The following is a 26301-nucleotide window of genomic DNA, read 5'->3' on the forward strand; positions in this document are numbered from 1 at the left end:
GACCGGTCCGCCGTCCTGGCCGAGGGGGCTCGGCCTTGCCCCCGGACCGGTCACCGCAGCTCGTCCACGTACCGGTCCGTCCCCGGCACCGTCGGGATGAAGGGCGCCACCAGTTCCACGCGGCCCGTGTCCGCCCCCAGTGACTCCAGGTCCGCGAAGTGCTCCGTCCAGCACTCCCTCGGGTCCCGTTCCAGGAACCACAGCAGGGTCAGGCGGGTGTCGACGCCCTCGACCTGTTTCACGTACGTCATGCGGTCGCCGGGCAGCGGGGTCGGGCGGAAGAGCGTGACCATCGCGGCCGGTGAGCCGGCGAGCCGGCGGGGCAGTTCCCTGGTCCGCAGGCGTTCGAGGAGGGCGGCGCGCTCCTCCGGGCCCTCCGTGTCGACGACCTGGAGGATCAGCCCGGCGTAGGGGTGGTCGAGGGCGTGGAAGTCGCGCGGGCCGGCCGCCCCGTCGCGGTAGACGGTCGCCTCGTGGTCCTGGAACGCGGTGAAGACATGGGTCCGTTCCTGGTGGACGCGGGCGTCGCGGTTGAGCCTCTTGTTGATGCCGACGGTCCACTTCATGTGGTCGTCGTAGCGACCCTCGGTGATCCAGTAGGTGGAGAGGTAGCAGCCCGCGGTGACGGGCCGGGCGACGGCGGACTTCTCCGGGGCGCGCAGTTCCTGGAGTTCGCGGGTGGCGACCCAGCGGCGGCCCGCGTACATCCAGGGCATGGCCATGGCGCCGGCGTAGTAATGGTCGTCCTCGTACCAGCGGTTGTACGCGTACTCGTGGCCGGGATGCGGCTCGACCATGGTGATCAGCGCGTGGCCGGGCCGCACCCCGTACGGGCCGACGGACGCCAGCTCCGCGTACGTCTCGCTGCGGGTCTCCTCGCTCATCCTCGTTCCCCTTCCCTTGTCGGCGACACGGCCCTACTCTGACGGACCGTCAGATCGATGAACAGGCCCAGGGAGGACCCGGATGCTGCTCCAGGGGAAGACGGTCGTCGTGTCGGGTGTCGGCGCGGGACTCGGCCATCGCATCGCCGAGACGGTCGTACGGGACGGGGGCAACGCGGTCCTCGGCGCCCGCACCGAGGCCAACCTCGCCAAGTCCGCCGCCGAGATCGACCCGGAGGGCCGCCGGACCGCCCACCGGGCCACCGACATCACCGACGAGGCCCAGTGCGAGGCCCTCGCCGCTCTCGCGGCCGAGCGTTTCGGCGGGATCGACGCGGTGGTCCACGTCGCCGCCTGGGACTCCTACTTCGGCGGGCTGGAGGACGCCGACTTCGCGACCTGGCAGGGCGTCCTGGACGTCAACCTGCTCGGGACCCTGCGGATGACCCGCGCCTGCCTGCCGGCGCTCAAGGCGCGCGGCGGTTCGGTGGTCCTGATCGGCACGCAGTCGGCGGTGGCCGCGCCCACCCAGGTGCGGCAGGCGGCGTACGCGGCCTCGAAGGGGGCGCTGACCTCGGCGATGTACTCGCTCGCGCACGAGCTCGGGCCGCACCGCATCCGGGTCAACACCGTGCTCCCGGGCTGGATGTGGGGGCCGCCGGTGCAGGCCTTCGTCCAGTTCACCGCGCACACCGAGAAGGTCCCGGAGGCGGAGGTGCTCGCCCGGCTCACCGAGCGGATGGCGCTGCCGGAGCTCGCGACGGACGGGGACGTGGCGGAGGCCGCGGCCTTCCTTGCCTCGGACCGGGCGCGGGCGATCACGGGTCAGTCCCTCCTGGTCAACGCCGGGGAGCTGATGCGCTGATACCCGCAGGAACCTTCTGATTCCGCGCCGACTCCACGCGGGAAGAGTTCATGGACATGAACAAGGGTCAGTAAACAGAACGATTTTACTGTCCCTTGACCCTCCATTGCATTGTCCCTGCCTTGCAACTCGCCACACCATGAACGGCGTTCACAAGGCGGACCAGAACCCCTGGAGGGGGCTCCATGAACAGTCTCGACTGGGCCGTGCTCATCGGCTATTTCGGCGTGATGGTCGCGATCGGCGTCTGGTCCCACAAGCGGGTGGACACCGTCTCCGACTTCTTCACGGCCGGCGGCCGGATGCCCTGGTGGCTCTCCGGCATCTCCCACCACATGTCGGGCTACAGCGCGGTGATGTTCACCGGGTACGCGGGCATCGCCTTCACCTACGGCGTCACGTCCTACGTCACCTGGTCCTTCCCCATCGCGATCGGCATCGCCATCGGCGCCAGCCTCTTCGCGCCCCGGCTCAACCGGCTGCGCTCCCGCCTCAAGGTGGCCTCCCCGCTCGAATACCTCAAGGACCGCTACAACCTCCCCACCCAGCAGGCCCTCGCCTGGTCCGGCGTCCTTCTGAAGATCGTCGACGTCGGCGCGAAGTGGGCCGCCATCGCCACCCTCCTCTCCGTCTTCACCGGCATCTCCCTCAACCAGGGCATCCTCATCACCGGCGTGGTCACCGGCGTCTACTGCACCGTCGGCGGACTCTGGGCCGACGCCCTCACCGAACTCGGCCAGTTCGTCATCCAGCTCCTCGCCGGCGTCGCCATGCTCGTCGCCGTCCTCGGCAAGCTCGGCGGCTTCAGCGCGCTGTGGACCGTGTGGGACCGGCCCGAGCTCCAGGGCCACACCGCGCCGACGGCCGGCCCGTACACGCTGACCTTCCTCCTCGCGTACCTCTTCATCAAGACCTTCGAGTACAGCGGCGGCATGTGGAACCAGGCCCAGCGCTACATGGCCACCCCCAGCGCCCGCGAGGCCACCCGCTCCGGCCGGCTCTCCGCGCTGCTCTGGTTCGTCTGGCCGCTGGTCCTCTTCTTCCCCATGTGGGTCGCGCCGCTGCTCGTCGACCCGAAGAAGCCCGACGCCTCCGACTCGTACGCCCTGATGACCGAGCAGCTGCTGCCGCACGGCCTCCTCGGGCTCGTCGTCGTCGGCTTCTTCTCGCACACCATGGCCATGTGCTCCTCCGACGCCAACGCCATCGCCGCCGTCTTCACCCGCGACATCGCGCCGGCCGTCAGCAGGGCCGCCCGCGGCTGGAGCCAGAAGGCCGGGCTGCTCGCCGCGCGGTGGTCGACGATCGCCTTCCTCGCGCTGTCGATGGCCGTCGCCACGCAGGTCAACTCCCCCACGTTCAAGGACATCATCACCGTCGTCATCAAGTGGGTCGCCGGACTCATGGGGCCGATCGCGATCCCCTTCATGCTCGGCCTGCTCCGCACCTTCCGGAAGTCCGGCCCGACCGCGGCCCTGGTCTCCTGGGCCGCCGGACTCTTCGTCTTCTGGCTCACCAACTACGGCCTCGACGGCATCGAGCTGCAGATCCAGATCGTCTCGCCGCTCGCCACGTCCCTCGTCCTGTACGTGCTCATCGGCTTCGTCCGGCCCGAGGACACCCCGGAGCGGGACGCGCTGCTCGCCCGGATCGGCACGGACCCGGACGACGGCGAGGACGGCGCCACGATCCCCGCACAGGGCGGCGAGCGCGCCGCGGACCAGCGCCTCGGGTGACCGGCCAGGGCCGGGCCCTCGGGTGACCGGCCAGGGCCGGGCCCTCGGGTGACCGGCGGCGCGCGTCAGGCCCTCGGGTGACCCGCCCGGACAAGCCCCCGGGTGACCCGCAGCGCCGGTCAGGCCCTCGGGTAGCGCGCCAGCCAGCCGGGGGACGAGTCCGTCGGGCCGTGCAGGGCCGCCCCCTGCGTCATCTCCATCGAGAAGTCGTCCGCGAGCTCCAGGACCGTCGCACGGCCCTCCAGTTCGGCCAGCCAGGCCGGCGGGAGGGCCGTCTCGCCGTGCAGGGCGCCGAGCAGCGCGCCGGTGAGCGCCCCGGTCACCGCCGACGGCCCGTCGTGGTTCACCGCGAGCCGCAGCCCGTGCCGTACGTCCTCGCCGACCAGGGCGCAGTACACGGCCGCCGCCAGCTGCCCCTCCGCCCGGTCCTCGGTCGCCCCGAGGGCGGCCACCCGCTCGGGATCCGGAACCCCTTCCCGTACGGCTCCGAGGGCGCGGCCGAGTGCCTCGGTGACCGGCTCGTGGCCGGGGCGCGCCGCCAGCTGCCCGAGCGCCCGGTCGACGGCCGTCTCCACGGAGCCACCGCGCGCGAGGCCGTGGACGACGACCGCGAACGCGCCGGCGGCGAGGCCGGCGGCCGGGGCGCCGTGGGTCTGGGCGGCGCACTCCACGGCGAGCTGGCAGACGAGCTGCGGCTCCCAGCCGACGAGCAGCCCGAAGGGGGCGGAGCGGACGAGGGCGCCGGAGTCGGCGGCCTCCGGGTTCTTGGGCCTGTCGAGGGTGCCGAGGATCTCGTCGCCGAGGCCGGTGAGGCAGGCGCGGGGCGGGTTGCGGCGGGCGTAGAGCCATTCCTCGCGGGCGAGCCAGCCGTTGTCCTTGCGGCGCTCGTCGGGGCCCCAGTCGCGCTGGGTGGCGGCCCACCGCAGATGCGCCCGGTGGACGTCGGTGGGCGGGTGCCAGGCGCCGGTGTCGCGGCGCACCTGGGCGCGGATCAGACCGTCGACGGTGAAGAGCCCCATCTGGGTCGCGGCGGTGACGGCGCCGCGGCGGCCGAACGCGGGCGCGGGCTCACCGAGTCCGTCAGGTCCGTGGGCGTCCCTGATCTCGTCGAGGGTCAGCCCCTCGACGCCGGCGCCCAGGGCGTCGCCGACGGCTCCGCCGAGCAGACAGCCCCGTACGCGGGCGCGGAAGTCCTGCTGTTCGGCGCGGCCCCACACGGCCGCGGCTGTCGTGGCCACGACGTGCCCTCCCCCCGTAGACCGGTCTGCGCAGCACTGTAATGGACCGGGTACGTCCGTTCGGGGGCCGGAACGTTATGTGATCCGAAGCCCTTCAGTCCACTTTTGACCGTAGTTCATCTGAGGTTTGGGCATGACTTGAACGATCCGCGTCATGAACGTCCTGACACGAGTCACGTCCCTCTCCACCGCGGCCCTCGCGGCCGCCCTGCTCACCGGCCTCGTCGCCCCGCCCGCCTCCGCGCACTCCCACGGACACCGGCACCAGGACGAGCGGCGCGTCCCCTTCACCGCCGCGACCGTCACCGAGAACACCGGTGGCACCTACACCGTCGCCTGGAACGCCCCCGGCACCCACGGGGTCACCATCCGCACCGGCGGCCGTACCGTCGCCCGCGGCGGCGCCACCGGCTCGGTCACCGTCTCCGGCCTCGCCGCCACCGACCGCCGCTGGTTCGACCTGGTCCCCGACCGGGGCACCCCGCTGCACCTCGCCGACCGGCTGATCCGCCTCCAGGGCACCGTCAACTTCCGGGACGCGGGCGGCTACCGCACCACCGACGGCCACTGGGTGAAGATGGGCGAGGTCTACCGGTCCGACTCCCTGGAGAAGCTCACCGACGCCGACCTCGCCAAGCTGCGGCGCCTCGGTGTCCGGACGGTCTTCGACCTGCGCATGGAGTCCGAGCGGACCACCGCGCCCGACCGCGTCCCCGCCGGCGCCACGCACGTCGTCGCCGACGTCCTCGCCGGCACCGGCACCTTCACCTCGATGCCGAAGAGCCCCGCCGAGGCCGAGGCCATGATGGTCGAGGGCAACCGCTTCATGGTGAGCGGCGACACCGCCCGCACCGCCTACACCACCGTCTTCGACGGCATCGGCACCGACCGCGGGCGCGGCGTCCTCTTCCACTGCACCGCCGGCAAGGACCGCACCGGCTGGTCGAACGCCGCCCTGCTCACCGCCCTCGGGGTCCCCCAGGAGACGGTCATGGCCGACTACCTGGCCAGCAACACCTACCGGGCCGCCGCCAACGAGGCGATCCTCTCCCACCTCCCCGCCCCGCAGGCCGCCGTCTACAAGCCGCTCCTCGACGTCCGCCCCGCGTACCTCAACGCGAGCTTCGACGAGGTCGAGGACGCGTACGGCTCCTTCCGCGGCTACCTGCGGAAGGGCCTCGGCATCGACGACCGGGAGCTCAAGGAGCTGAAGAAGGACCTGCTGGTCGGCTGAGCCCGCCGCTCCCGGCTACTCCTGAGGAAGGACCGGCAGCAGGTCAGGCAGGTGTCCGTCCGACCCCCTCGCCGTGCGCTGTCGTTCTTCCGGTACGTCGCCGTAGAGGGTCGTCCGGGGCTTCGCCGGGCGGCCTGCCGCTTCGGCGATGGCTTCGAGGTCGTGGATGGACCGGTAGGAGCCGTAACTCGATCCGGCCATGCGGGAGATGGTCTCCTCCATGAGGGTTCCGCCGAGGTCGTTGGCGCCGGAGCGGAGCATTTCGGCGGCGCCTTCGGTGCCGAGTTTGACCCAGCTGGTCTGGATGTTGGGGATGTGGGGGTGGAGGAGGAGGCGTGCCATGGCGATGACGGCGCGGTTGTCGCGTGGGGTGGGGCCGGGGCGGGCGATGCCGGCGAGGTAGACGGGTGCGTTGGTGTGGATGAAGGGGAGGGTGACGAACTCGGTGAATCCGCCGGTCTCCTGCTGGATGCGGGCCAGGGTGCGGAAGTGGCCGAGCCAGTGGCGGGGCTGGTCGACGTGCCCGTACATCATCGTCGAGGAGGAGCGGATGCCGAGTCGGTGGGCGGTGGTGATGACCTCGATCCAGGTGGCGGTGGGGAGTTTGCCCTTGGTGAGGATCCAGCGGACGTCGTCGTCGAGGATCTCGGCGGCGGTGCCGGGGATGGAGTCGAGTCCGGCTTCCTTGGCGGCGGTGAGCCATTCGCGGATGGACAGGCCGGTGCGGGTGGCGCCGTTGACGACTTCCATGGGTGAGAAGGCGTGGACGTGGATGCCGGGGACACGGTTCTTCACGGCGCGGGCGATGTCGAAGTAGGCGGTGCCGGGCAGGTCGGGGTGGATGCCGCCCTGCATGCAGACCTCGACGGCACCGACGTTCCAGGCCTGTTCGGCACGGTCGGCGACCTGGTCCAGGGAGAGGGTGTAGGCGTCGGCGTCGGTGCGGCGCTGGGCGAAGGCGCAGAAACGGCAGCCGGTGTAGCAGACGTTGGTGAAGTTGATGTTCCGGGTGACGACATACGTCACCTCCTCACCCGAGACCGTTTTGCGGACGTCGTCGGCGATACGGGTCAGGGCGTCCAGCGCCGGCCCGTCGGCGTGGAGGAGGGCGAGGGCCTGGGCGTCGGTGAGCCGGGTGGGGTCGTCGGCAGCGACGGCGAGGGCCTGGCGGATGTCGGAGTCGACGCGTTCGGGGATCATGCCGGGGGCGGCGGCCTCGCGCAGGGCGTCCCAGTCGCCGTAGACGTGGTCGAAGTCGGCGCGGCGGTCGTGGGTGCGGCCGGTGGTGTCGATGGTGGCGTGCAGATCGGTCCGCCCCGACGCCGTGAACGCCGCGTCCGGCTCCTGCCACGGCAGACCCCGCACCGGCGCGTCCGGGTTCGCCAACCCGGTGGCCGGGTCGGCGAGCGCGCGAACGTGCGGCAGCAGACGCGGATCGAGCCACGGCTCCCCCCGCGCCACGAACTCCGGATACACACACAGCCGCTCGCGCAGCTCGAACCCGGCGGCCCGTGATTTCTCCGCCAGTTCTTCGATCCGCGGCCAGGGGCGCTCCGGATTCACATGGTCGATGGTGAGGGGGGAGACGCCGCCCCAGTCGTCGATGCCGGCGGCGATCAGCCGCTCGTACTCGGAGTCGACGAGGTTGGGCGGGGCCTGCAGGCACGCGGACGGGCCCATGATGTGCCGGGCGACCGCGACGGTGGCGACCAGGTCGTCGAGTTCCGCGTCCGGCATCCCGCGCATCGCGGTGTCCGGCTTGGCACGGAAGTTCTGGATGATCAGCTCCTGCACGGAGTGATACGCCCGCGCCACCCGCCGCAGCGCGAACAGCGACTCCGCCCGCTCCTGAAGCGTCTCCCCGATCCCCAGCAGCAGCCCCGACGTGAACGGAACCGACGACCGCCCCGCGTCCTCAAGGACACGCAGGCGGACGGCGGGTTCCTTGTCGGGGGAGCCGTAGTGCGGGCCGCCGGGCTCCGACCACAGCCGGGTCGCGGTCGTCTCCAGCATCATCCCCATCGACGGGGCCACCGGCTTGAGGCGCTGGAAGTCCGTCCACGACAACACCCCCGGGTTCAGGTGCGGCAGGAGTCCGGTCTCCTCCAGGATGCGGATGGCCATGGCGCGGACGTAGGCGATGGTGTCGTCATAGCCGTGCGCGTCGAGCCACTCACGGGCCTCGGGCCACCGGTCCTCGGGCTTGTCCCCGAGCGTGATCAGGGCCTCCTTGCAGCCCAGCTCCGCACCCCGACGGGCGATGTCGAGGACCTCGTCCGGCGACATGAACATCCCGTGCCCGTCCCGCCGCAGCTTGCCCGGCACCGTCACGAACGTGCAGTAATGACACTTGTCCCGGCACAACCGCGTCAACGGTATGAACACACTCTTCGAGTACGTGATGACCCCCGGCCGCCCCGCCGCCACAAGCCCGGCATCCCGCACCCGCCCCGCCGACGCCACCAGATCCGCCAGATCATCCCCCCGCGCCCGCAACAACACGGCCGCCTCACCGACATCAAGCGCAACCCCGTCCCGCGCCCGCTTCAACGCACGGCGCATGGCATTCGCGGTGGGGCGAGCTTCCTGGTCATCCGTCATGAACCGAGCATACGAGCGGGCACCACGACCAGGCTTCGGGTCCCCGCAGGAAGCGGCGAATCCGGCCACGCGGTCAGTCGGTGTCCTCGGGGCGGAGCCACCGGATCAGAGGTACCCGGATCAGAGGTAACAGGATCAGAGGTACTCGGATCAGAGGTACTCGGCGTACGCGTCCAGGACGCGGAGGACCTCCGGTTCGGGGGACGGGGGGAGCTGGAGGACGACCTCCTCGCAGCCCAGTTCCGCGTAGTGCGCGAGCTTGCCGCGGGTCGGGAGGACCGCGTACGGGACGATCTCCAGGGCCTTCGGGTCCCGGCCGGCCTTCTCCCACGCCTCCTTCAGAACCGGGAGCGACTCCGTGAGGCCGCGGCCGCCGATCGGCATCCAGCCGTCCGTCTGCGCCGCGATCTGGGCGAAGAGCTTCGGGCCCGCCGCGCCGCCGAGCAGGATGCGGGGCGCGCCGCCCGCGGGCTTCGGCCAGGCCTCGGAGGCCCGGACCGAGTGGCCGAACTCGCCTTCGTAGGCGGTGGGTTCGGGAGCCCAGAGGGTGCGCATCAGGTTAAGCCGGTCGCGGCCGAGCTCCCGGCGGGTGCGCCACTCCACGCCGTGGTCGGCCGCCTCTTCGCGGTTCCAGCCGAAGCCGAGGCCGAGGGTGAAGCGGCCGCCGGAGACGTGGTCGAGGGTCGCGACCTGCTTGGCGAGGGCGATCGGGTCGTGCTCGGTGATCAGGGTGACGCCGGTGCCGAGCGCGAGGCGTTCGGTGACGGCGGCGGCCTGGCCCAGGGCGACGAAGGGGTCGAGGGTGCGGCCGTACTCGCGGGGCAGCTCCCCGCCCGCCGGGTAGTCCGTCTCCCGGGCGACGGGGATGTGGGTGTGCTCGGGGAGGTAGAGCCCGCCGAACCCACGCTGTTCGAGTTCACGCGCGAGCCGTACGGGGCTGATGGTCTCGTCGGTCAGGAAGATCGTGGTCGAGATCCGCATAGCGGCACGGTAGGGCGTACGGCCTGGATTTCCGAGGGGTGCGACACGAGTGCGTTCCGCGTCGGCCGGGCGTTCACGGGTGCGCGCCGAGGTGTCTTCGCCCGTGGCGCCGGGCGGGACGGCCGCGCGCGACGAGGGGGCGGGGAAATGCGGGGGCGGTCTCGGGCGGCGGGGCCTAGCGTGGGCGCGTGCTGAAGCGAATCGAGTCGTACTACGACGCCGTGCCCCGTTCCGCCGCCCGCGCCGAGGCGTTCGGGCCGTTGACCCTGTTCGTGCGGGAGGGGGCGGGCTGGCCGTACTACGCGCGGCCCGCGCTCGGGTACGACGGGGAGGTGACGGTCGCCGACGTGGACCGGGTGCGGGCGCGGCAGCGGGAGCTGGGGGCGCCCGAGGCGTTCGAGTGGGTGGCGGAGACGACGCCGGGGCTGCGGGCGGCCGTGGAGGCGAGCGGGCTCACCGTCCACGAGCATCCGCTGATGGTCCTGGAGGGCGACGCGCTCCCGGTGGCCGGGCCCGAGGGCGTCACCGTACGGATGGTCGGCGCGCGCGATCCGTTCCTGGCGAGCGCGGTCGCCGCCCCGTACGCGGCCTTCGGCGCCGAGCCGACGCCGGATGTCGTCGCCCAGGTCGCCGGTCGGATCACGGCCGGTCTCACCCATCTCTCGGCCGCCCTCGACGACGCGGGCACGGCGCTCTCGGCGGGGCAGCACCAGCCGGTCGGGCCCGTCTCCGAGGTCGTCGGCGTCGGCACCGTCCCGGCGGCCCGGCGCCGGGGCCTGGGGCTTGCGGTGACGGCCGCCCTGGTGGCCGACGCCCGGTCGCGCGGTGTGGAGCTGGTGTTCCTGTCGGCGTCGGACGCGGACGTGGCCCGGCTGTACGGGCGCCTCGGTTTCCGCACCGTCGCCACCGCCCTCATCGCCGAGGCGTAGGGGGCCGGCGGCTCGGTGTCCGTCGCGCTGTCACATCGGCCTCGGACGCGGTGCCGGACGAGGTCTGGGGCGCCGCCGCCGACCACTTCGACGAGAAGCAGCTCGCCGCGATCGTGCTGATGGTCGCGGTCACCAACCTGTTCAACCGGATCAACGTCACCGTCCGCCAGCCGGCCGGTGCCGCTCTCTGACCTCCGCCGGCCGTCAGGCGGGGGCGGCGGCGCGCGGCGCGCGGACGAGCAGCACGTCCACCGGGTCCTCGGACGCGTACGTGAAGCCCTGCCGCTCGTAGAGGCGGCGGGCGGGGCTGCCCTGGAGCACGACCAGCCGGACCGGGGCGGCGGCCTCGTCCGCCCGGGCGAGGAGCCGCCGCAGCACCGCCGTCCCGAGGCCGCGTCCCTGGGCCTCGGGGGCCAGGTAGAAGTGCTCCAGGTGGAAGCCGGCGCCGTCTTCGTACGGGCGCAGGGTCACACAGCCGGCGAAGCCGCCGTCGACCTCGACGACCGAGGTGTGCTCCGGCGAGAAGCCGTCGCGCAGCCGTTGGCGCACCCGGTGCTCGTCGTAGCGTCCGAGGCGCTCCAGGTCGTCCCGCATGACGACCGCCCGCAGTTCCGCGATCGTCTCGATGTCGTCCGCCCGCCCGGGGCGCAGCGACCAGTTCGTCTCCCCATGCATGGACGCATCCTAGGGACGCGTCCGGCGGGGGCTTCGGGGGCGTCCTCGTAACCGGATCCATGCCGTCCGCGTTGGTGCGGTCATGAAGAAGATGCTCACCGCAGTCGCCCTGACCTGTTTCGCCGCGACCGGCGGCCTCGCCGCCGCCGGAACCGCCGCCGCCGACGCGAGCCTGCCGTCGGTCGTGCCGCTCAGCGGTGTCCTGACGCCGAAGGCCAAGCCGGCCGGTACGCCGGACCTGCCGGCCGCGAACGCGGCGGTGGAGCGGCTGCTCCCCGGACACCACTGAACACACTGAACCGACTGAACCGACTGAACCGACCGAGCCTTACGCGGGCGAGGAAGGACGAAGGTGGCGGGACCCCCCACGGGCCCGCCACCTTCGCGTTCTCGATGACTCAGGAATGCTCCGCCGGTCCCTCCGGACCCGCCGGACTCAGTCGGCGACGACCAGCGACGGCGTCTCCTTCGTCAGGACCTCGCCGCGGAAGAACGCGGGGCTCTTCCGCTGCATGACCAGCATGATCACCACGCCGATGAGCAGCAGTCCGACGCCGATCACGAAGACCGAGCCGACGCCGAACACCGCGGAGCCGGAGCCGTACGCCGGGTCCCACATGTCGTACAGCGTCTTGCCGAAGACGGCCGTCAGCATCAGTCCGCCGAGCAGCGGCATCAGGCCCTTGTACGCGAAGTCCCGGCCGGAGCGGAACAGCTCGCCGCGGAAGTACCAGACGCAGGCGAAGGCCGTGAGCGCGTAGTAGAAGCAGATCATCAGGCCGAGCGCGTAGATGGTGTCGACCAGGACGTTCTCGCTGAGCAGGGTCATCACGGTGTAGAAGACGCCGGTGGCGACACCGGCCACGATCGTGGCCTTGCCGGGGGTCTTGAAGACCGGGTGGACCTTGGTGAACGACTTCGGCAGGGCCTCGTACGTGGACATCGCGAGCACCGTGCGGGCGACCGGGATGAACGTGGTCTGGAGGCTGGCGGCCGCCGAGGCGAGGACCGCGACGAAGAGCAGGATGCCGAGCGTGGGGCCCATGACCGGGCCGGCGAGGGCGGCGAAGACGTTGTCGGAGGTCTCCGGGTTGGCGAGGCCGAGGCCCTTCTCGCCGGAGCCGACGACCATCTGGGCGGCGATGCCGGTGGCCAGGTAGGAGCCGACCAGGACGACCATCGCGATGAGCGCGGCGCGGCCGGGGGTCTTGGCGCTGCCGGTGGTCTCCTCGTTGGTCGCCATGCAGGCGTCCCAGCCCCAGTACATGAAGATCGAGAGCGAGAGGCCGGCGGTGAAGGCGGCGAAGGACTGGACCGCGAAGGGGTTCATCCAGGACCAGGAGAAGTCGACCGAGGTCTCGAAGGAGCCGGCCTTCGTCAGGGCCATGCCCACGAAGACGGCGAGGACGACGAGCTGGAGGCCGACGAGGGTGTACTGGACGCCCTTGGTGGCGGTCATGCCGCGGTAGCTGATCGCGGTGGCCGCGGCGATGAGGGCCAGGCAGGTGACGATGTGGACGGCTTTGTTGTCGTCCAGGGCGGCGATGGACTCGCTGCCGCTGATCTCACCGGCGAGGAGCCAGAAGTAGGAGGTCGCGACGCCCGCCAGGTTGGAGAGGACGATGATCGTCGCGATGACGAGGCCCCAGCCGCACATCCAGCCGATACGGGGCCCGAAGGCCTTCACGGTCCAGGTGAACGAGGTGCCGCAGTCGGGCATGACCTTGTTGAGCTCCCGGTACGCGAAGGCGACGAGGAGCATCGGGAGGAAGCCGGCGAGGAAGATCGCGGGCATCTGCAGTCCGACCTCGCCGGCGGTGGAGCCGAGCGTCGAGGTCAGGCAGTAGACGGGGGCGACGGTCGAGATGCCGATGACGGCACTGCCGAGGAGGCCGACGGAGTTTCCGCCGAGGCCTTTGGTGCGGACGCCGTGGTTACCGGCCGCGCCGTCGGTGTCACCCGGGGCGTTGACGCCCCTTACCGTGTCTCCGGCCTGGGGCCGCGCTTCCACCTGAGTCATGAACAGGACGTTAAATGCTGCGGTTTCCATATCCGGAGGATCAAAATCCGCTCACCTGATCGACCACTGCCTTGCATTGCACGGGTCGAAGTGGACGCACGCCAATGATTGAAAGATCGACCACCGGCACGGACCGACCAACTGGTAGGTCGGTCGGCCCATGTCCGATATGCGGGAACCGCAGCGTGGTCCGGAATGTCCGTTTCGAAATTTTCCCGAGGAATTTTCGGGGACGTCGTCAGCCCGGCCACACCACGGCTTGCAGCTCGCTGTAGGCGTGCAGGGCGTACGAGCCCACGTCCCGTCCGACCCCGCTCCGCTTGAATCCGCCGAACGGCGCCTCCATGTTCCGTCCGATCGTGTTCACGCCCACCCCGCCGGCCCGCAGCCGGGCCGCGATCCGGAAGGCGCGGGCCACGTCGCCCGACCACACGTAGTCGAGGAGCCCGTAGTCGCTGTCGTTGGCGAGCGCGATCCCCTCCTCCTCGTCGTCGAAGGGGACCACCACCACGACCGGCCCGAAGATCTCCTCCCGCACCACCCGCATCTCGTTGGTGCAGTCGGCGAGCAGCGTCGGCGCCACGTAGAAGCCCTTCGGGAGGTCCGGCCGCTCACCGCCCGCGACCACCCGCGCCCCCTCCTTCCGGCCGAGTTCGACGTACGACTCCACCCGGTCGCGGTGGGCGGCCGAGATCACCGGGCCGACGATCGTGCCCCGCTCCGCCGGGTCCCCCACCGTCATGAAGGCCAGATAGCCGGTGAGCTTCTCGATCAGCCGCTCGTAGATCCCGCGCTGGGCGAGCACCCGGGTCGGGGCCGTACAGATCTGTCCGCTGTAGAAGGAGAACGTCGTCCCGATCCCCGTCACCGCCGAGTCCAGGTCGGCGTCGTCGAGGACGAGGGCCGCCCCCTTGCCGCCCAGCTCCATCAGCTGCCGCTTGAGGGTCCGGCCGCAGACCTCGCCGATCGCCTGCCCGACCGCCGTGGAGCCGGTGAACGACACCATGTCGACGTCCGGCGAGTCCACGGCCGCCCGCCCCGCCTCCACCGAGGAGCCGGTGACCACGTTGACGACACCCGGCGGGACGCCGGCCTCCTCCAGGGCGCGGGTCATCGCGTACACGGAGAGCGGGTCCTGCGGGGCGGGCTTCACCAGGACCGTGTTGCCCATCGCGAGCGCGGGGGCGATCTTGCCGGCCGGGTTGGCCCAGGGGTTGTTGTACGAGGTGATGCAGGTGACCACCCCGACCGGGCGGCGCACCGCGACCGCGCCGAACACCCCGGCCTTCCCCATCGGGCCCGCCTCGTTGATCTGCGGGGGCAGGGCCTGCTCGACCGGTTCCATGGCCCCGCGCGCGTACCGCCGGAAGCGGGCCGAGCCGACCGCGACCTGCATGCCGCGCGCCGTGCCGGTGGTGGCGCCGGTCTCGGCGCGGGCGAGGAGGGTGTTCGCCTCCGCGTCCCTGGCCATCAGGTCGGCGGCCCGGTCGAGGATCGCCGCCCGCTCCTCCGGTCGCGTCCGGGACCAGGAGGCGAAGGCCTCGCGGGCCGCGGCGGCCGCGTCGTACACCTGGGCGCGGGAGGCTTCCGGGGCGAGGCCGACGACCTCCTCGGTGGCCGGGTCGATCACCTCGTAGTGGCCGCCGTCGGGCTCGACCCACTCGCCGCCGATGAAGAGCTTCTGGTTCACCTGGTCGCCACCGTCCTCGTGTCACGGCCGGAGCGCAGCACCTTCCCCGGGACCGCGCCGGTCACCTCGTCGTCCCGCACCGTCTCCACGCCGTTGACCCGCACCGACACGATCCCGACCGCCCGCGAGTCGAGGCGCGGACTGTCCCCCGGCAGGTCGTGCACGAGGGTCGCCGGGCCGGCGTCGATCCGCTCCGGGTCGAAGAGGACCAGGTCGGCGTGGAAGCCCTCGGTGATCCGGCCGCGCTCCCGGAGCCCGAAGAGCCGGGCCGGGTCGTCGGTGAGCATGCGCACCGCCCGCTCCAGGGGCACGAGCCTGCGTCCGCGCAGGCAGTCGCCGAGGAAGCGGGTCGTGTACGGGGCCCCGCACATCCGGTCCAGGTGGGCGCCCGCGTCGGAGCCGCCGAGCATCACGTCCTCGTGTTCCCAGGTCTCGCGGCGCAGCGTCCAGGACGCCGTGTCGTTGTCGCTGGGCATCGGCCACAGGACGGTCCGGAGCTCGTCGTTGGCGCAGATCTCGACGAGGCACTGGAAGGCGTCCTGGCCGCGCTCGGCCGCGATGTCGTCGACGACGCGGCCGGTGAGGCCCTCGTTCTCGGGGCTGTAGGTGTCCCCGATGACGTACCGCCCGAAGTGGGCGAGGCGCCGGAAGACCCCGGCCTCCTTGGAGTCGGCGCGCCGCAGCATCCCGGCCCGTACGTCCGGGTCGCGGAGCTTCGCGATCCGCTCGGGGACGGGAAGCCCGAGGATCTCGCCCCAGCCGGGGATGAGGTTGAGGGCGCAGAAGGTCCCGAGGGACATGTTCATCGGGGTCAGGATCGGCATGGTGAGGGCGACGATCCGGCCGCCGGACTTCCGGGCCCGCTCGGAGGCGGTGAGCTGGCGCGGGACCCGTTCGGGGACGGCGGCGTCGATGGTGAGGACGTTCCAGTTGAGCGGGCGTCCGGCGGCGGAGGTCATCTCGACGAACAGGTCGATCTCGTCGTCGGAGAACTGGTCGAGGCAGCCGGCCAGGATCGCTTCGAGCTGGGTGCCCTCGTGCTCGCCGACGGCGCGGGAGAGCGCGATGAGCTCCTCGGGGCCGGCGTGCCGGGAGGCGACGGGGGCGCCGTCGCCGTCGGAGTGGGTGGCCGACTGGGTGGTGGAGAGCCCCCAGGCGCCGGCCTCCATGGCCTCCTTGAGCAGGGCGACCATGTGTGCCAGCTGCTCGGGGGTGGGCTGTCCGCCGACGGCGTCGGCGCCCATCACGTACCTGCGCAGGGCGCAGTGGCCGACCATGAAGCCGGCGTTGACGGCGATGCGGCCGTCGAGGGCGTCGAGGTACTCGGCGAACGACGACCAGGACCAGTCGACGCCCTCCTCCAGGGCCTTCAGGGCCATCCCCTCGACCTTGGACATCATGCGCCGGGTGTAGTCGGCGTCCTCGGGCCGGTCCGGGTGGAGCGGGGCGAGGGTGAAGCCGCAGTTGCCGCCGGCGACGGTGGTGACGCCGTGGTTCATGGACGGGGTGGCGTACGGGTCCCAGAACAGCTGGGCGTCGTAGTGGGTGTGCGGGTCGACGAAGCCGGGCGTGAGGACGAGACCGGTGGCGTCCTCGGTGCTCCGGGCCTCCTCGTGGACGGTGCCGGGCTCGGCGACGACGGCGATCCGGCCGTCGCGGATGCCGACGTCGGCGGTGAAGGCGGGGGCGCCGGTGCCGTCCACGACGGTGGCGCCCGTGATGAGGTGGTCGAGCATGACGGTCCCTTTCTGGACGCGGACACGGGTGTGCCCCGGACCGGGGGCCGCCGCGGAACGGCCTCCGGCCGGGGCCGGTACGGGGCGGCGGTCCGGGAAGACACCACCCCGCGCTCGTCGTGCACCGCCCGCCGGCGTGGGGCCCTCAGGCGCCGGCGGACTGGCGGAAGCGGGTGGTGCGGTGGACGGGGTCCGTGTCGATCTTCGGGATCACGTGCTCACCGATCAGCTTGATCGAGTTCATCGTGTCCTCGTACGAGATCCCGATCGGCAGCCCGAAGGACAGCTGGTCGGCCCCGGCCTGCTCCCACCGCTTGCACTGCGCCAGGACCTCCGACGGGTCACCGCAGATCATCAGCTCCTCCTGGATGAGGAGTTCGATGATCTCGGCCGAGTACTCCGGCAGGAGCTCCGGCCACTCCGGGATGCCCTCCGGCCGCGGGAAGGTGTCGTGGTAGCGGAAGAGGAGGGACTGGAGGTAGTTCAGGCCGCCGCCCACCGCGATCTCGACCGCCTTGTCGTGCGTCTCGGCGCAGATCGCGGTCGAGGTCACCATGACGTTGTCGTTGACGAAGTCGCCGACGGCCTTGGCCTCCTTGATGGCCGTCTTGTAGGAGTCGAGGACCCACTCCATGTCGGAGACCTTCTGCACGCTGAAGCCCAGGACGCCGAGGCCCTTCCTGCCGGCCATGGCGTACGAGGGCGGGGAGCCGGCGGCGTACCACATGGCGGGGTGGGACTTCCCGTACGGCTTCGGGAGGACCTTGCGGGGCGGCAGCGACCAGTGCTTGCCCTGGAAGCCGACGTACTCGTCCTGGAGCCACATCTTGGGGAACTCGGCGATCGTCTCCTCCCACAGCTCCTTGGTGTGGTTCATGTCGGTGATGCCCGGCATGAACCCGAGGATCTCGTGGGAGCCGGCGCCCCGGCCGGAGCCGAACTCGAAGCGTCCGCCGGAGAGGTGGTCGAGCATGGCGACCTTCTCGGCGACCTTCACCGGGTGGTTGACGGGGGCGAGCGGGTTGAAGATGCCGGAGCCGAGGTGGATCCGGTCGGTGGCGTGGGCGAGGTAGCCCAGGTAGACGTCGTTGGCGGAGAGGTGCGAGTACTCCTCCAGGAAGTGGTGCTCCGAGGCCCAGGCGTACTTGAAGCCGGACCTGTCCGCCTGGATGACGTACTCGGTCTCCTCCATGAGCGCCTTGTGCTCGGCTTCGGGATCGGTCTCGGCGCGCTTGCCGACGTATCCCTGTACGAAGATCCCGAATTCCAAGGGGGTTCACCGTCCTCGTGAGTTTCTGACGTGTCGTCAGATTCGTGATGTGCCCGACTGTCGCACCGCGGGGTGGACCCGTCAATACCTGACGACTCGTCAGACGGGGCTAGAAGAGGCTGACTCCGGCGAGCCAGCCGCCGTCGATCACGAACGGCTGGCCCGTGATGTACGCCGAGTCCTCCCCGGTCAGGAAGAGCGCGAGGGCCGCCACCTCGTCCGGCCGCCCGATCCGCCCGAGCGGCACGAGCCTGCGGTACAGCTCGGCCGTGGCGGCCGGGTCCACGCCCTCCGGGTTGCTCATGGGGGTGTCGATGGCACCCGGGCAGACGGCGTTCACCCGTATCCCCTTCGCCGCCAGCTCCAGGGCGGCGACCCGGGTCAGCCCGAGGACGGCGTGCTTCGAGGCGGCGTACGCGCCGACCCCGGCCATCCCGGTCAGACCGGTGTACGAGGCCGTGTTGACGATCGTCCCGCCGCCGGCCGCCGCGATCTCGGGCGCGACGGCGCGGATGCCGAGGAAGCAGCCGGTCTGGTTGACGGAGACGATCGCCTGGAACTCCTCCAGGGGCGTGGCGAGCAGCTCGTGGAAGCGGAGGATGCCGGCGTTGTTGACGAGCCCGTCGATCTTCCCGAACCGCTCCTTGGCGAGGGCAACGGCGGCGGTCCAGTCGTCCTCCCTGGTCACGTCCAGACGGACGTAGACGGCCCGCTCCTCGCCCAGCTCCTTCGCCAGCGCCGCGCCGGCGTCGTCGAGGACGTCCGCCAGGACGACCCTGGCGCCCTCCGCGGCGAACAGCCGGGCCTCCTGCTCGCCCTGCCCGCGCGCCGCGCCGGTGACCAGGACGACCCGCCCGTCGAGTGTGCCCATGTCCGTACTCCCTAGAGGTGAGGGGCGACCTCCGTGCCGAAGGCCGCCATCTGGTCGGTGAGTTCGGACCGGCTCCGGGAGCGGAACCGGACCTGGATCTGGTGGACGCCCATCTCGCCGTAGGCGCGCAGGGAGGCGGCGATCTCCTCCGGGCGGCCGCTGAGGGTGCGGCGGCCGACGGGCCAGCCGGGCGTGCCGACGTACAGCGGCTCGGCGATCGCGCCGACGGTGATCGGCTCCGCGATCCCCGCCTCGGCACGCAGCCGCAGCAGCTTCCGGATCTGCCCGGCGAGCCGCTCGCGCGGGTCGCCCTGCGGGAGCCAGCCGTCGCCCTTGAGGGCGGCGCGGCGCACGGCGGCCGGGGAGGAGCCGCCGACCCAGAGCGGGACGCGTTCCTGCGCGGGCCGGGGCAGCTGCCCGAGGTCCTTGAAGGCGAACCGCTCCCCCAGGTGCTCGGGGAACTCCTCGGGCCCGAGCGCGGCCCGCAGCGCGTCCATGGTCTCGTCGAGCACGGCGCCCCGGCGCGCGAAGTCCACGCCGAGGGCCTCGAACTCCTCCTGTACGTGCCCGGCGCCGACCCCGAGGACGAGACGCCCGCCGGAGAGGTGGTCGAGCGTCGCGTACGCCTTTGCGGTGACGAGCGGATGGCGCAGTCCGACGACGGCGACGTGCGAGAGCAGCCGGACGCGTTCGGTGGCGGCGGCGAGGAAGGAGAGGGTGGCGACCGGGTCGTACCAGACGGTGCTCATGGCCTCGGCGAGCCGGCGCGGGATGGCGACGTGGTCGCAGCCGGCGAGGTAGTCGAATCCGTGGTCCTCGGCGGCTCGGGCGACGGCGAGGAGATCGGCGGGCCCGGCGCCCGCCTCCCAGGGCTCGGCGTAGATCGCGCTCTGCGACTGGACCGGCAGCTGCATCCCGTAGACCACCATGAGGAACCCCCTTGAGCCCCGGCCGCCCGGCGACCGCGCATCTGACGAACCGTCACTTTCACGAGCGGGGCCCATGCTCGTACCTGACGATCCATCAGGCAAGGGGTGGGAGGGGACGGGTCACGGGCGTTCGCTTTCGTCCAAGACCCGTGGCGCGCACCGCTCCAGGATGGGTCCCGACGGCAGGGCCCCACGGCCCGGCCGCCACTCCCACCCACCGGACCCGAACGGATGTCCTCCATGCGTTCCCTGCTCCACCGCACCGCCCAGGTCGGCACCGCCCTGCTCCTCGCCGCCGGCGGCCTGATGGCCACGGGCGGCTCCGCCCAGGCCCTCCAGTACGACGGCGCCGACCCCGCCGCCACCTACTGCGGCGGCACCACCAGCACGGTGAAATCGGTCGGCGTGTACGACTACCACAGCAACCGGCTCGGCACCCTCGACCTGCGCTACAACTCGGGCTGCCGCACCGCGTGGGCCCGCCTGACGATCACCTACGGCTACAGCGACTGCGGCAACGCCTCCGCCGGCATCGCCTGCGCGCAGGCGCGCATCGTGCGGGACAACGACGGCAGGACCTACTCCTGCACCGTGCGGCCGGGCAACTCCTCCTGCTACACGCCGATGGTGAACGACGCGGGCTACACGTCCCACGCCGAGGTCACCACGGACACGGCGGGCGGGTACCGCTCGGACATCCGCACCCCCAGCTACTAGTCCGCGGCTCCCCCGGCCAGCGCCCGGTCCGCCTCCCTCGGCTCTCCCGACCCCCGCCCGGTCCGCCTCCCTCGGCGGCCCGGGCGGGCCCTCGCCGTTCATGCCGTTCAGTCGCCGAGATCCCCGACCTCGTCGCCCGCGATCAGCTCCGCGTCTTCTCGCGGCTCCCGGCAGCGGCCGCGTCGGGTACGAGCAGCAGCTTGCCGGTGGTACGCCGGGCCTCCAGATCGCTGTGGGCCCGGGAGGCCTCGGACAGCGGGTAGCGGCCCGTCACGTTGACCTCGAGTCCCTTGGAGCGCACCCACTCGAACACGTCGGCCGCCCGTCGGAGCAGTTCGGACCGGTCGGCGATGAAGTCCCCGAGGCTGGGCCGGATCAGGGTCAGCGAACCGCCCTGGGCGAGCCGCATCGGATCGAACGGCGGCACGGCACCGCTCGCCGCGCCGAAGAGCACGAGGTGACCGCGGGTGCGCAGGCTGGCGAGGCTCGCCTCGAAGGTGTGCGCGCCCACGCCGTCGAAGACGACCGGCAGTCCCTGACCGCCGTTGAGCCGCCTCACCTCGGCCGCGAGATCGTCGACCGCCGAGGAGAGGATCACCTCGGCGGCCCCGGCACGCTTCGCCAGCTCGGCCTTCGCCGTGGTCGACGTCGTGCCGATCACCCTGCCGCCGAGATGGGTGACGAGCTGGGTCAGGAGCAGCCCCATGCCACCGGCGGCCGCGTGCACGAGCACCGTGTCGCCCGCCTGGACCGGGTAGGCGTCCTTGACGAGATAGTGCGCGGTCATGCCCTGGAGGAGCACGGCGGCGGCGGTCTCGAAGTCGATGTCGTCGGGCAGCGGCACCAGCCGGGAGGCGTCCACGACGGCCTGCTCGGCGTACGAGCCGGGAATCTCCACCCAGCCGACCCGGTCCCCGACCGCGACGCCGTCGACGCCCGGTCCGACCTCGACGACCGTGCCGGCGCCCTCGGTGCCCGGGGTGAAGGGCAGCGGAAGGCTGTAGCGGCCTTCCCGGTGGTAGACGTCGAGGAAGTTGACCCCGGACGCGGCGACCTCCACGACCGCCTCGCCCGGACCCGGCCGCGGCCGGTCCACCTCGGCCTCCCGCAGCACCTCGGGACCGCCCACTTCGTACACCTGAATCGCTCGCATGACCCTCCCCTATCGGTTCGTCCCCCACCAACCCCGTCGAGGGCGATCCGATTCCCGGCGGGCGGACCCCCGCGAGCCGCGACCCCCCGCCTCACGAGGCGAAGCACCCGGCTCGCGCGGGTCCCGGTCCACGCGGGGTCCCGGTCCGCGCGGGGTCCCGCTACGGGCGCCAGAGGCCGTCCGCGGTCAGGCCGAGCAGATCGATCGCGTTGCCCCGGACGATGCGGTCGACGACGTCCGGGTCCAGGTGCCCCATCTGCGCCTCGCCGACCTCCCTGGACTTGGGCCACGTGGAGTCCGAGTGCGGGTAGTCCGTCTCGTACAGGACGTTCCCGACCCCGATCGCGTCGAGGTTCCTCAGGCCGAACGCGTCGTCGAAGAAGCAGCCGAAGACGTGCTCGGCGAAGAGCTCCGACGGCGGGCGCAGCACCTTGTCGGCGACCCCGCCCCAGCCGCGGTTCTCCTCCCACACGACGTCGGCGCGCTCCAGGATGTACGGGATCCAGCCGATCTGCCCCTCCGCGTACATGATCCTGAGGTGGGGGAAGCGCTCGAACGTGCCGCTCATCAGCCAGTCGACCATAGAGAAGCAGCAGTTGGCGAAGGTGATGGTCGAGCCGACGGCCGGCGGGGCGTCGGCGGAGGTCGACGGCATCCGGCTGGACGAGCCGATGTGCATCGCGATGACCGTGCCGGTCTCGTCGCACGCCCGGAAGAAGGGGTCCCAGTGGTCCGTGTGCACCGAGGGGAGCCCGAGGTGCGGCGGGATCTCCGAGAACGCGACCGCCCGCACCCCGCGCGCGGCGTTCCGGCGGACCTCGGCGGCGGCCAGTTCCGGGTCCCAGAGCGGGATGAGGGTGAGCGGGATGAGCCGCCCGTGCGCCTCGGGGCCGCACCACTCCTCCACCATCCAGTCGTTGTACGCCCGGACGCAGAGCAGCCCGAGCTCGCGGTCGCCCGCCTCGGTGAAGGTCTGGCCGCAGAAGCGGGGGAAGGTCGGGAAGCAGAGCGCGGACTGGACGTGGTTGACGTCCATGTCGGCGAGCCGCTCGGGCACCGAGTGGGAGCCGGGCCGCATCTGCTCGTACGTGATGACTTCGAGCCGTATCTCGTCGCGGTCGTAGCCGACGGCGGTGTCGAGGCGGGTGAGGGGCCGGTGCAGGTCCTCGTAGACCCACCAGTCGCCGATCGGGCCCTCGTCCCCCTTGGCCCCCATCACGGGGGCGAACTTCCCGCCGAGGAAGGTCATTTCCCTGAGCGGGGCGCGGACGATCCGGGGTCCGGTGTCGTGGTACCGGGACGGGAGCCGGTCCCGCCAGACGTGCGGGGGCTCCACGGTGTGGTCGTCCACCGAGATGATCTTCGGGAAGGTCTCCATGCTCCTCACGGTAGCGCTGATCTGACGGTCCGTCAGCTACCGTGCGGGGAATCGGCGGTGTGACGGGCCCGCAACGGCCGCGTCACGGCCCGGACTACGGCCGACCCGATGCTGACGGACTCCCTCCGGACAAGGCAGACTGTCCAGGGCGAAACAAGCGTGGGCGGTACGGGCAGGGGGAGCTATGGACCGTGAGAGCGGGCCGCGAGTTCCGGTGCAACGGGCTCCGAAGACGGGCGCGGACGCCGGCACGGGCCTGAACCCCGACGAGGGCGGTCGCGGACGGGCGGACACGGTGACACAGGCCGGCACGGGCCGGGGCGGGGCCGGGGGCACGGGCGCGGGAACGCGTTCCGGCCAAGGCCCGGGAGCGGATGCGCGGCCCGACGCGGGCGTCGGCAACGACACCGCCTCCCACCCCTCCGCACCCGCCTCCGGCGCGCTGCGGTTCGCCGTGCTCGGGCCCGTCCGGGCCTGGCGGGACGGGGAGCCCGTGCCCACCGGTTCGCCGCAGCAGCGGGCCCTGCTCGCCGCCCTGCTCCTCCGCGGCGGTCGCACCGCCACCGCCTCCGAGCTGATCGACGCCCTCTGGGGCGAGGAGTCGCCCTCGCAGGCCCTCGCGGCCGTACGGACGTACGCCTCCCGCCTCCGCAAGGCACTCGGCCCCCAGGTCCTCGTCAGCGAGTCGGGCGGCTATGCCCTGCGCACCTCCGCCGCCGCGCTCGACGTCGCCACCGCGCAGGAACTCGGCGCCGAGGCCGAGAAGCTGCGGACCGCCGGGGACCGGGCGGGCGCCCGCGACCGGCTCGCGGAGGCGCTGGACCTGTGGGACGGCGAGGTGCTGGCCTCCGTACCGGGGCCGTACGCCGAGACGCAGCGGACCCGCCTGGAGGAGTGGCGGCTCAGCCTCCTGGAGAACCGCCTCGACATCGACCTGGAGGTCGGCGCGCACGCGGAGGCCGTGTCCGAACTGACCGCGCTCACCGCCGCCCATCCGCTGCGGGAACGGCTCCGCGAGCTGCTGATGCTCGCCCTCTACCGCAGCGGACGGCAGGCCGAGGCGCTCGCGGTGTACGCGGACACCCGCCGGCTGCTCGCCGACGAGCTGGGCGTCGACCCCACCCCCGAACTCTCCCGGCTCCAGCAGCGCATCCTGCAGGCCGACGCCGAACTCGCCCGCCCGGTCGAGGAGAACGCCCCGGCCGCCGCGCCCGTCGCCCGTCCCGCGCAGCTCCCTGCGACCGTCCCGGACTTCACGGGCCGGGCGCCGTTCGTACGGGAGCTGGGCGCCCGGCTCGCCACGGCCGAGGGCCACGTCATGGCGGTGTCCGCGCTGGCCGGCATCGGCGGTGTCGGCAAGACGACGCTGGCCGTGCACGTCGCGCACGAGGCGCGGCCGCACTTCCCGGACGGGCAGCTGTACGTGGACCTCCAGGGGGCGGGCTCCCGCGCGGCCGCTCCGGAGACGGTCCTGGGCTCCTTCCTGCGTGCCCTCGGCACCCCGGACTCGGCCATTCCCGACTCGCTCGACGACCGGGCGGCGCTGTACCGCTCGACGCTGGACGGCCGCCGCGTCCTGGTCCTCCTGGACAACGCGCGGGACGCGGCGCAGATCCGCCCGCTGCTGCCGGGGACCGCGGGCTGCGCGGCGCTGGTGACGAGCCGGATCCGGATGGTCGACCTGGCCGGGGCGCACCTGGTCGACCTGGACGTGATGTCCCCCGAGGAGGCGCTCCAGCTGTTCACCCGGATCGTGGGCGCGGAGCGGGTCCAGTCGGAGCGCGAGGCGGCCCTCGACGTGGTGGCGGCCTGCGGGTTCCTGCCCCTGGCGATCCGGATCGCGGCCTCGCGCCTGGCGGCCCGGCGGACGTGGACGGTGTCGGTCCTGGCGGCGAAGCTGGCGGACGAGCGGCGCCGCCTCGACGAACTCCAGGCGGGCGACCTGGCGGTGAAGGCCACCTTCGAGCTCGGCTACGGGCAGCTGGAGCCGGCGCAGGCGCGCGCGTTCCGGCTGCTGGGCCTGGCGGACGGCCCGGACATCTCGCTCGCGGCGGCCGCGGCGGTCCTCGACCTCCCGCTCTGGGACACGGAGGACCTCCTGGAGGCGCTGGTCGACACGTCCCTCCTGGAGTCGGCGGCGCCGGGCCGCTACCGCTACCACGACCTGGTGCGGCTCTACGCGCGCGCGTGCGCGGACCGCGACGAACAGCCCCCGACGGAGAAGGAGGCCGCGCTCTCCCGCCTCCTGGACTTCTACCTGTCGACGGCGGCGCGGGTGTACGCGATCGAGCGCCCCGGCGACCGCCTGGTGGACCACCTGGAGGCGACCTCGTACGAGGGACTGGCCTTCACCGACCGCCACGAGGCCCAGGACTGGCTGTACGCGGAGGCGAACTGCCTCCTGGCGTGCGTCCGCCAGTCGGCCTCGTCCCCGACCACCCTGCGCCGCGCGGTGGACCTGCTGTGGGCGTCGCTGGACCTCGGGGAGTCGGGGGCGAACTCCCGGGAGTTCGAGGCGACCGGCGTCGTCCTCCGTGATGCCGCGCGCAGCCACGCGGACGCCCGGGCCGAGGGCCGCGCGCTCATGGTCCTCGCGGGTGTCCATCACACGGCGGGCCGCTTCGAGGAGGCGGACCGGGACGCCGAACTCGCCCTGCCGCACGCCGACCGGGCCGGGGATCCGCTGCCCGCCTGCTGGTCCGCCAACGCCCGGGGCATCATCGCGCTCTACCAGAACCGCTTCGTGGAGGGGGAGCAGTACCTCACCGAGGCGATCGACCGGTTCCGTGACATCGGGGACGAGCCGGGTGAGGCGAGCGCCCTCTGCAATCTGTCGCGCATCCACCTGGCCATGGGCCGTACGCCGAGCGCCATAGCGCTCGCCCGCCAGGGGACCGGGATCTACGACGCGATGGGACACGCGCTCCGGGGGGCCAACGGGCGGTACGCCCTCGGGCTCGCCCTCACCCAGGACGACCAGCTCGCCGCGGCGGCCGAGCAGCTCCGCGAGGCGCTGGCGGTCTTCGCCGACAGCAGGCAGCGGCTGTGGGAGGGCATGACGCTCTTCCGGCTGTCCGAGGTGGACATCGCCGCCCGCCGGCACGCCCAGGCGGCGTCGAACGCCGAGATGGCCCTCACGGTGCTGCGCGGCATCGGCGGCGAGTGGCGGCGGGGCAACGTCCTCACCGTGCTGGGCCGTGCCCTCTTCGGCATCGGCCAGAGCGGCCGGGCGCTGGTCTGCTGGCAGGAGGCACTCGGCATCTTCGACGCCCTCGGGGCCCCGGAGGCGGCCGAGGTGCGCGCGCTGCTGGCGCCCGCGACGGCTGCCTAGGCCGCCTCTTTCCGTCAGGCAGGATCCGGAGGAGACGGCCCAGACCCCTCCGGCCAGTGCGTT

The 26301-nt window shown here is 72.3% G+C and carries 21 protein-coding genes; 8 read left to right on the forward strand and 13 right to left on the reverse strand.

Features of this window, described 5'->3' with window-relative positions; translation table 11 throughout:
• Positions 1 to 50: 50 nt before the first annotated feature.
• Positions 51 to 884 carry a hypothetical protein gene (locus AMK27_RS32215; RefSeq protein WP_073916247.1) on the reverse strand — a complete coding sequence of 278 codons (834 nt, stop codon included), beginning with the start codon at positions 882 to 884 and terminating at the stop codon, positions 51 to 53.
• Between the two features lie 82 nt (positions 885 to 966).
• Between AMK27_RS32215 and AMK27_RS32220 the strand changes: the two genes are divergently transcribed.
• Entirely contained in the window at positions 967 to 1749 is a 783-nt protein-coding gene (locus tag AMK27_RS32220; protein ID WP_073916250.1) for an SDR family oxidoreductase, read from the forward strand.
• A gap of 185 nt (positions 1750 to 1934) precedes the next feature.
• Complete coding sequence (locus AMK27_RS32225; protein WP_073916251.1) at positions 1935 to 3485, forward strand: sodium:solute symporter family protein; 1551 nt, start codon at positions 1935 to 1937, stop codon at positions 3483 to 3485.
• A 119-nt stretch (positions 3486 to 3604) separates the two neighbouring features.
• Here the strand turns inward: AMK27_RS32225 and AMK27_RS32230 are convergent, their stop codons facing one another.
• Positions 3605 to 4723 carry an ADP-ribosylglycohydrolase family protein gene (locus AMK27_RS32230; protein ID WP_073916254.1) on the reverse strand — a complete coding sequence of 373 codons (1119 nt, stop codon included), beginning with the start codon at positions 4721 to 4723 and terminating at the stop codon, positions 3605 to 3607.
• A gap of 154 nt (positions 4724 to 4877) precedes the next feature.
• On the opposite strand from AMK27_RS32230, the gene AMK27_RS32235 reads away from it, so the two are divergent.
• On the forward strand, positions 4878 to 5957 hold the full coding sequence (locus AMK27_RS32235; protein WP_073916255.1) for a tyrosine-protein phosphatase: 1080 nt from the start codon (positions 4878 to 4880) through the stop codon (positions 5955 to 5957).
• Positions 5958 to 5972: 15 nt separating this feature from the next.
• Here AMK27_RS32235 and AMK27_RS32240 read toward each other — a convergent pair whose 3' ends face one another.
• Both AMK27_RS32240 and AMK27_RS32245 read right to left on the reverse strand, forming a co-directional pair.
• Positions 5973 to 8558 carry a bifunctional FO biosynthesis protein CofGH gene (locus tag AMK27_RS32240; RefSeq protein ID WP_073916258.1) on the reverse strand — a complete coding sequence of 862 codons (2586 nt, stop codon included), beginning with the start codon at positions 8556 to 8558 and terminating at the stop codon, positions 5973 to 5975.
• Between the two features lie 150 nt (positions 8559 to 8708).
• Entirely contained in the window at positions 8709 to 9539 is an 831-nt protein-coding gene (locus AMK27_RS32245; protein WP_073916259.1) for an LLM class F420-dependent oxidoreductase, read from the reverse strand.
• A gap of 188 nt (positions 9540 to 9727) precedes the next feature.
• On the opposite strand from AMK27_RS32245, the gene AMK27_RS32250 reads away from it, so the two are divergent.
• Both AMK27_RS32250 and AMK27_RS32255 read left to right on the forward strand, forming a co-directional pair.
• Positions 9728 to 10468 carry a GNAT family N-acetyltransferase gene (locus tag AMK27_RS32250; RefSeq protein WP_073916262.1) on the forward strand — a complete coding sequence of 247 codons (741 nt, stop codon included), beginning with the start codon at positions 9728 to 9730 and terminating at the stop codon, positions 10466 to 10468.
• 50 nt (positions 10469 to 10518) lie between these two features.
• Positions 10519 to 10659 carry a hypothetical protein gene (locus AMK27_RS32255; RefSeq protein ID WP_382503665.1) on the forward strand — a complete coding sequence of 47 codons (141 nt, stop codon included), beginning with the start codon at positions 10519 to 10521 and terminating at the stop codon, positions 10657 to 10659.
• Positions 10660 to 10672: 13 nt separating this feature from the next.
• Here AMK27_RS32255 and AMK27_RS32260 read toward each other — a convergent pair whose 3' ends face one another.
• Positions 10673 to 11143, reverse strand: a complete 471-nt coding sequence (locus tag AMK27_RS32260; protein WP_073916263.1) for a GNAT family N-acetyltransferase — start codon at positions 11141 to 11143, stop codon at positions 10673 to 10675.
• 82 nt (positions 11144 to 11225) lie between these two features.
• Between AMK27_RS32260 and AMK27_RS32265 the strand changes: the two genes are divergently transcribed.
• Positions 11226 to 11432: a hypothetical protein gene (locus AMK27_RS32265; RefSeq protein WP_073916266.1), complete on the forward strand. Its 207-nt coding sequence runs from the start codon at positions 11226 to 11228 to the stop codon at positions 11430 to 11432.
• A 147-nt stretch (positions 11433 to 11579) separates the two neighbouring features.
• Here the strand turns inward: AMK27_RS32265 and AMK27_RS32270 are convergent, their stop codons facing one another.
• The 6 genes from AMK27_RS32270 to AMK27_RS32295 all read right to left on the reverse strand — a co-directional run bounded on the left by AMK27_RS32270 (position 11580) and on the right by AMK27_RS32295 (position 19659).
• Positions 11580 to 13163, reverse strand: a complete 1584-nt coding sequence (locus tag AMK27_RS32270; RefSeq protein WP_073916268.1) for an APC family permease — start codon at positions 13161 to 13163, stop codon at positions 11580 to 11582.
• A gap of 238 nt (positions 13164 to 13401) precedes the next feature.
• A complete protein-coding gene (locus tag AMK27_RS32275) occupies positions 13402 to 14853 on the reverse strand; it encodes an aldehyde dehydrogenase family protein (protein WP_073916270.1) in 1452 nt (483 codons plus the stop codon).
• On the reverse strand, positions 14850 to 16589 hold the full coding sequence (locus AMK27_RS32280) for an N-acyl-D-amino-acid deacylase family protein (protein WP_073916273.1): 1740 nt from the start codon (positions 16587 to 16589) through the stop codon (positions 14850 to 14852). The genes AMK27_RS32275 and AMK27_RS32280 overlap by 4 nt, the downstream gene beginning before the upstream one ends.
• Positions 16590 to 16734: 145 nt before the next feature.
• Positions 16735 to 17859 (reverse strand): LLM class flavin-dependent oxidoreductase, encoded by a 1125-nt coding sequence (locus AMK27_RS32285; RefSeq protein WP_073916274.1) that lies wholly within the window; start codon positions 17857 to 17859, stop codon positions 16735 to 16737.
• Between the two features lie 109 nt (positions 17860 to 17968).
• Positions 17969 to 18730, reverse strand: coding sequence for an SDR family NAD(P)-dependent oxidoreductase (locus tag AMK27_RS32290; protein WP_073916277.1), 762 nt, complete (start codon positions 18728 to 18730; stop codon positions 17969 to 17971).
• 11 nt (positions 18731 to 18741) lie between these two features.
• A complete protein-coding gene (locus AMK27_RS32295) occupies positions 18742 to 19659 on the reverse strand; it encodes an LLM class F420-dependent oxidoreductase (RefSeq protein WP_073916279.1) in 918 nt (305 codons plus the stop codon).
• A 240-nt stretch (positions 19660 to 19899) separates the two neighbouring features.
• On the opposite strand from AMK27_RS32295, the gene AMK27_RS32300 reads away from it, so the two are divergent.
• The gene (locus tag AMK27_RS32300) at positions 19900 to 20376 is read left to right on the forward strand and encodes a DUF2690 domain-containing protein (protein ID WP_158076940.1); all 477 of its coding nucleotides are present in this window, start codon (positions 19900 to 19902) and stop codon (positions 20374 to 20376) included.
• A gap of 142 nt (positions 20377 to 20518) precedes the next feature.
• Here AMK27_RS32300 and AMK27_RS32305 read toward each other — a convergent pair whose 3' ends face one another.
• Both AMK27_RS32305 and AMK27_RS32310 read right to left on the reverse strand, forming a co-directional pair.
• Complete coding sequence (locus AMK27_RS32305) at positions 20519 to 21529, reverse strand: quinone oxidoreductase family protein (protein ID WP_073916284.1); 1011 nt, start codon at positions 21527 to 21529, stop codon at positions 20519 to 20521.
• Between the two features lie 160 nt (positions 21530 to 21689).
• The gene (locus AMK27_RS32310; protein WP_073916287.1) at positions 21690 to 22907 is read right to left on the reverse strand and encodes an amidohydrolase family protein; all 1218 of its coding nucleotides are present in this window, start codon (positions 22905 to 22907) and stop codon (positions 21690 to 21692) included.
• A 184-nt stretch (positions 22908 to 23091) separates the two neighbouring features.
• On the opposite strand from AMK27_RS32310, the gene AMK27_RS32315 reads away from it, so the two are divergent.
• Positions 23092 to 26238: an AfsR/SARP family transcriptional regulator gene (locus AMK27_RS32315; protein ID WP_241847669.1), complete on the forward strand. Its 3147-nt coding sequence runs from the start codon at positions 23092 to 23094 to the stop codon at positions 26236 to 26238.
• Positions 26239 to 26301 lie beyond the last annotated feature (63 nt).

The sequence above is a fragment of the Streptomyces sp. CB02009 genome (assembly GCF_001905825.1).
Taxonomy (GTDB): Bacteria; Actinomycetota; Actinomycetes; order Streptomycetales; family Streptomycetaceae; genus Streptomyces.

Excerpts from the sequence above, each read along its gene's own strand:
- AMK27_RS32290 (WP_073916277.1), bottom strand. The coding sequence starts at position 18,730 with ATGGGCACACTCGACGGGCGGGTCGTCCTGGTCACCGGCGCGGCGCGC.
- AMK27_RS32305 (WP_073916284.1), bottom strand. The coding sequence starts at position 21,529 with ATGCGAGCGATTCAGGTGTACGAAGTGGGCGGTCCCGAGGTGCTGCGG.
- AMK27_RS32270 (WP_073916268.1), bottom strand. The coding sequence starts at position 13,163 with ATGACTCAGGTGGAAGCGCGGCCCCAGGCCGGAGACACGGTAAGGGGC.
- AMK27_RS32315 (WP_241847669.1), top strand. The coding sequence starts at position 23,092 with ATGGACCGTGAGAGCGGGCCGCGAGTTCCGGTGCAACGGGCTCCGAAG.
- AMK27_RS32310 (WP_073916287.1), bottom strand. The coding sequence starts at position 22,907 with ATGGAGACCTTCCCGAAGATCATCTCGGTGGACGACCACACCGTGGAG.
- AMK27_RS32215 (WP_073916247.1), bottom strand. The coding sequence starts at position 884 with ATGAGCGAGGAGACCCGCAGCGAGACGTACGCGGAGCTGGCGTCCGTC.
- AMK27_RS32240 (WP_073916258.1), bottom strand. The coding sequence starts at position 8,558 with ATGACGGATGACCAGGAAGCTCGCCCCACCGCGAATGCCATGCGCCGT.
- AMK27_RS32295 (WP_073916279.1), bottom strand. The coding sequence starts at position 19,659 with ATGGTGGTCTACGGGATGCAGCTGCCGGTCCAGTCGCAGAGCGCGATC.
- AMK27_RS32300 (WP_158076940.1), top strand. The coding sequence starts at position 19,900 with ATGCGTTCCCTGCTCCACCGCACCGCCCAGGTCGGCACCGCCCTGCTC.
- AMK27_RS32220 (WP_073916250.1), top strand. The coding sequence starts at position 967 with ATGCTGCTCCAGGGGAAGACGGTCGTCGTGTCGGGTGTCGGCGCGGGA.
- AMK27_RS32245 (WP_073916259.1), bottom strand. The coding sequence starts at position 9,539 with ATGCGGATCTCGACCACGATCTTCCTGACCGACGAGACCATCAGCCCC.
- AMK27_RS32280 (WP_073916273.1), bottom strand. The coding sequence starts at position 16,589 with ATGCTCGACCACCTCATCACGGGCGCCACCGTCGTGGACGGCACCGGC.
- AMK27_RS32260 (WP_073916263.1), bottom strand. The coding sequence starts at position 11,143 with ATGCATGGGGAGACGAACTGGTCGCTGCGCCCCGGGCGGGCGGACGAC.
- AMK27_RS32235 (WP_073916255.1), top strand. The coding sequence starts at position 4,878 with ATGAACGTCCTGACACGAGTCACGTCCCTCTCCACCGCGGCCCTCGCG.
- AMK27_RS32265 (WP_073916266.1), top strand. The coding sequence starts at position 11,226 with ATGAAGAAGATGCTCACCGCAGTCGCCCTGACCTGTTTCGCCGCGACC.
- AMK27_RS32225 (WP_073916251.1), top strand. The coding sequence starts at position 1,935 with ATGAACAGTCTCGACTGGGCCGTGCTCATCGGCTATTTCGGCGTGATG.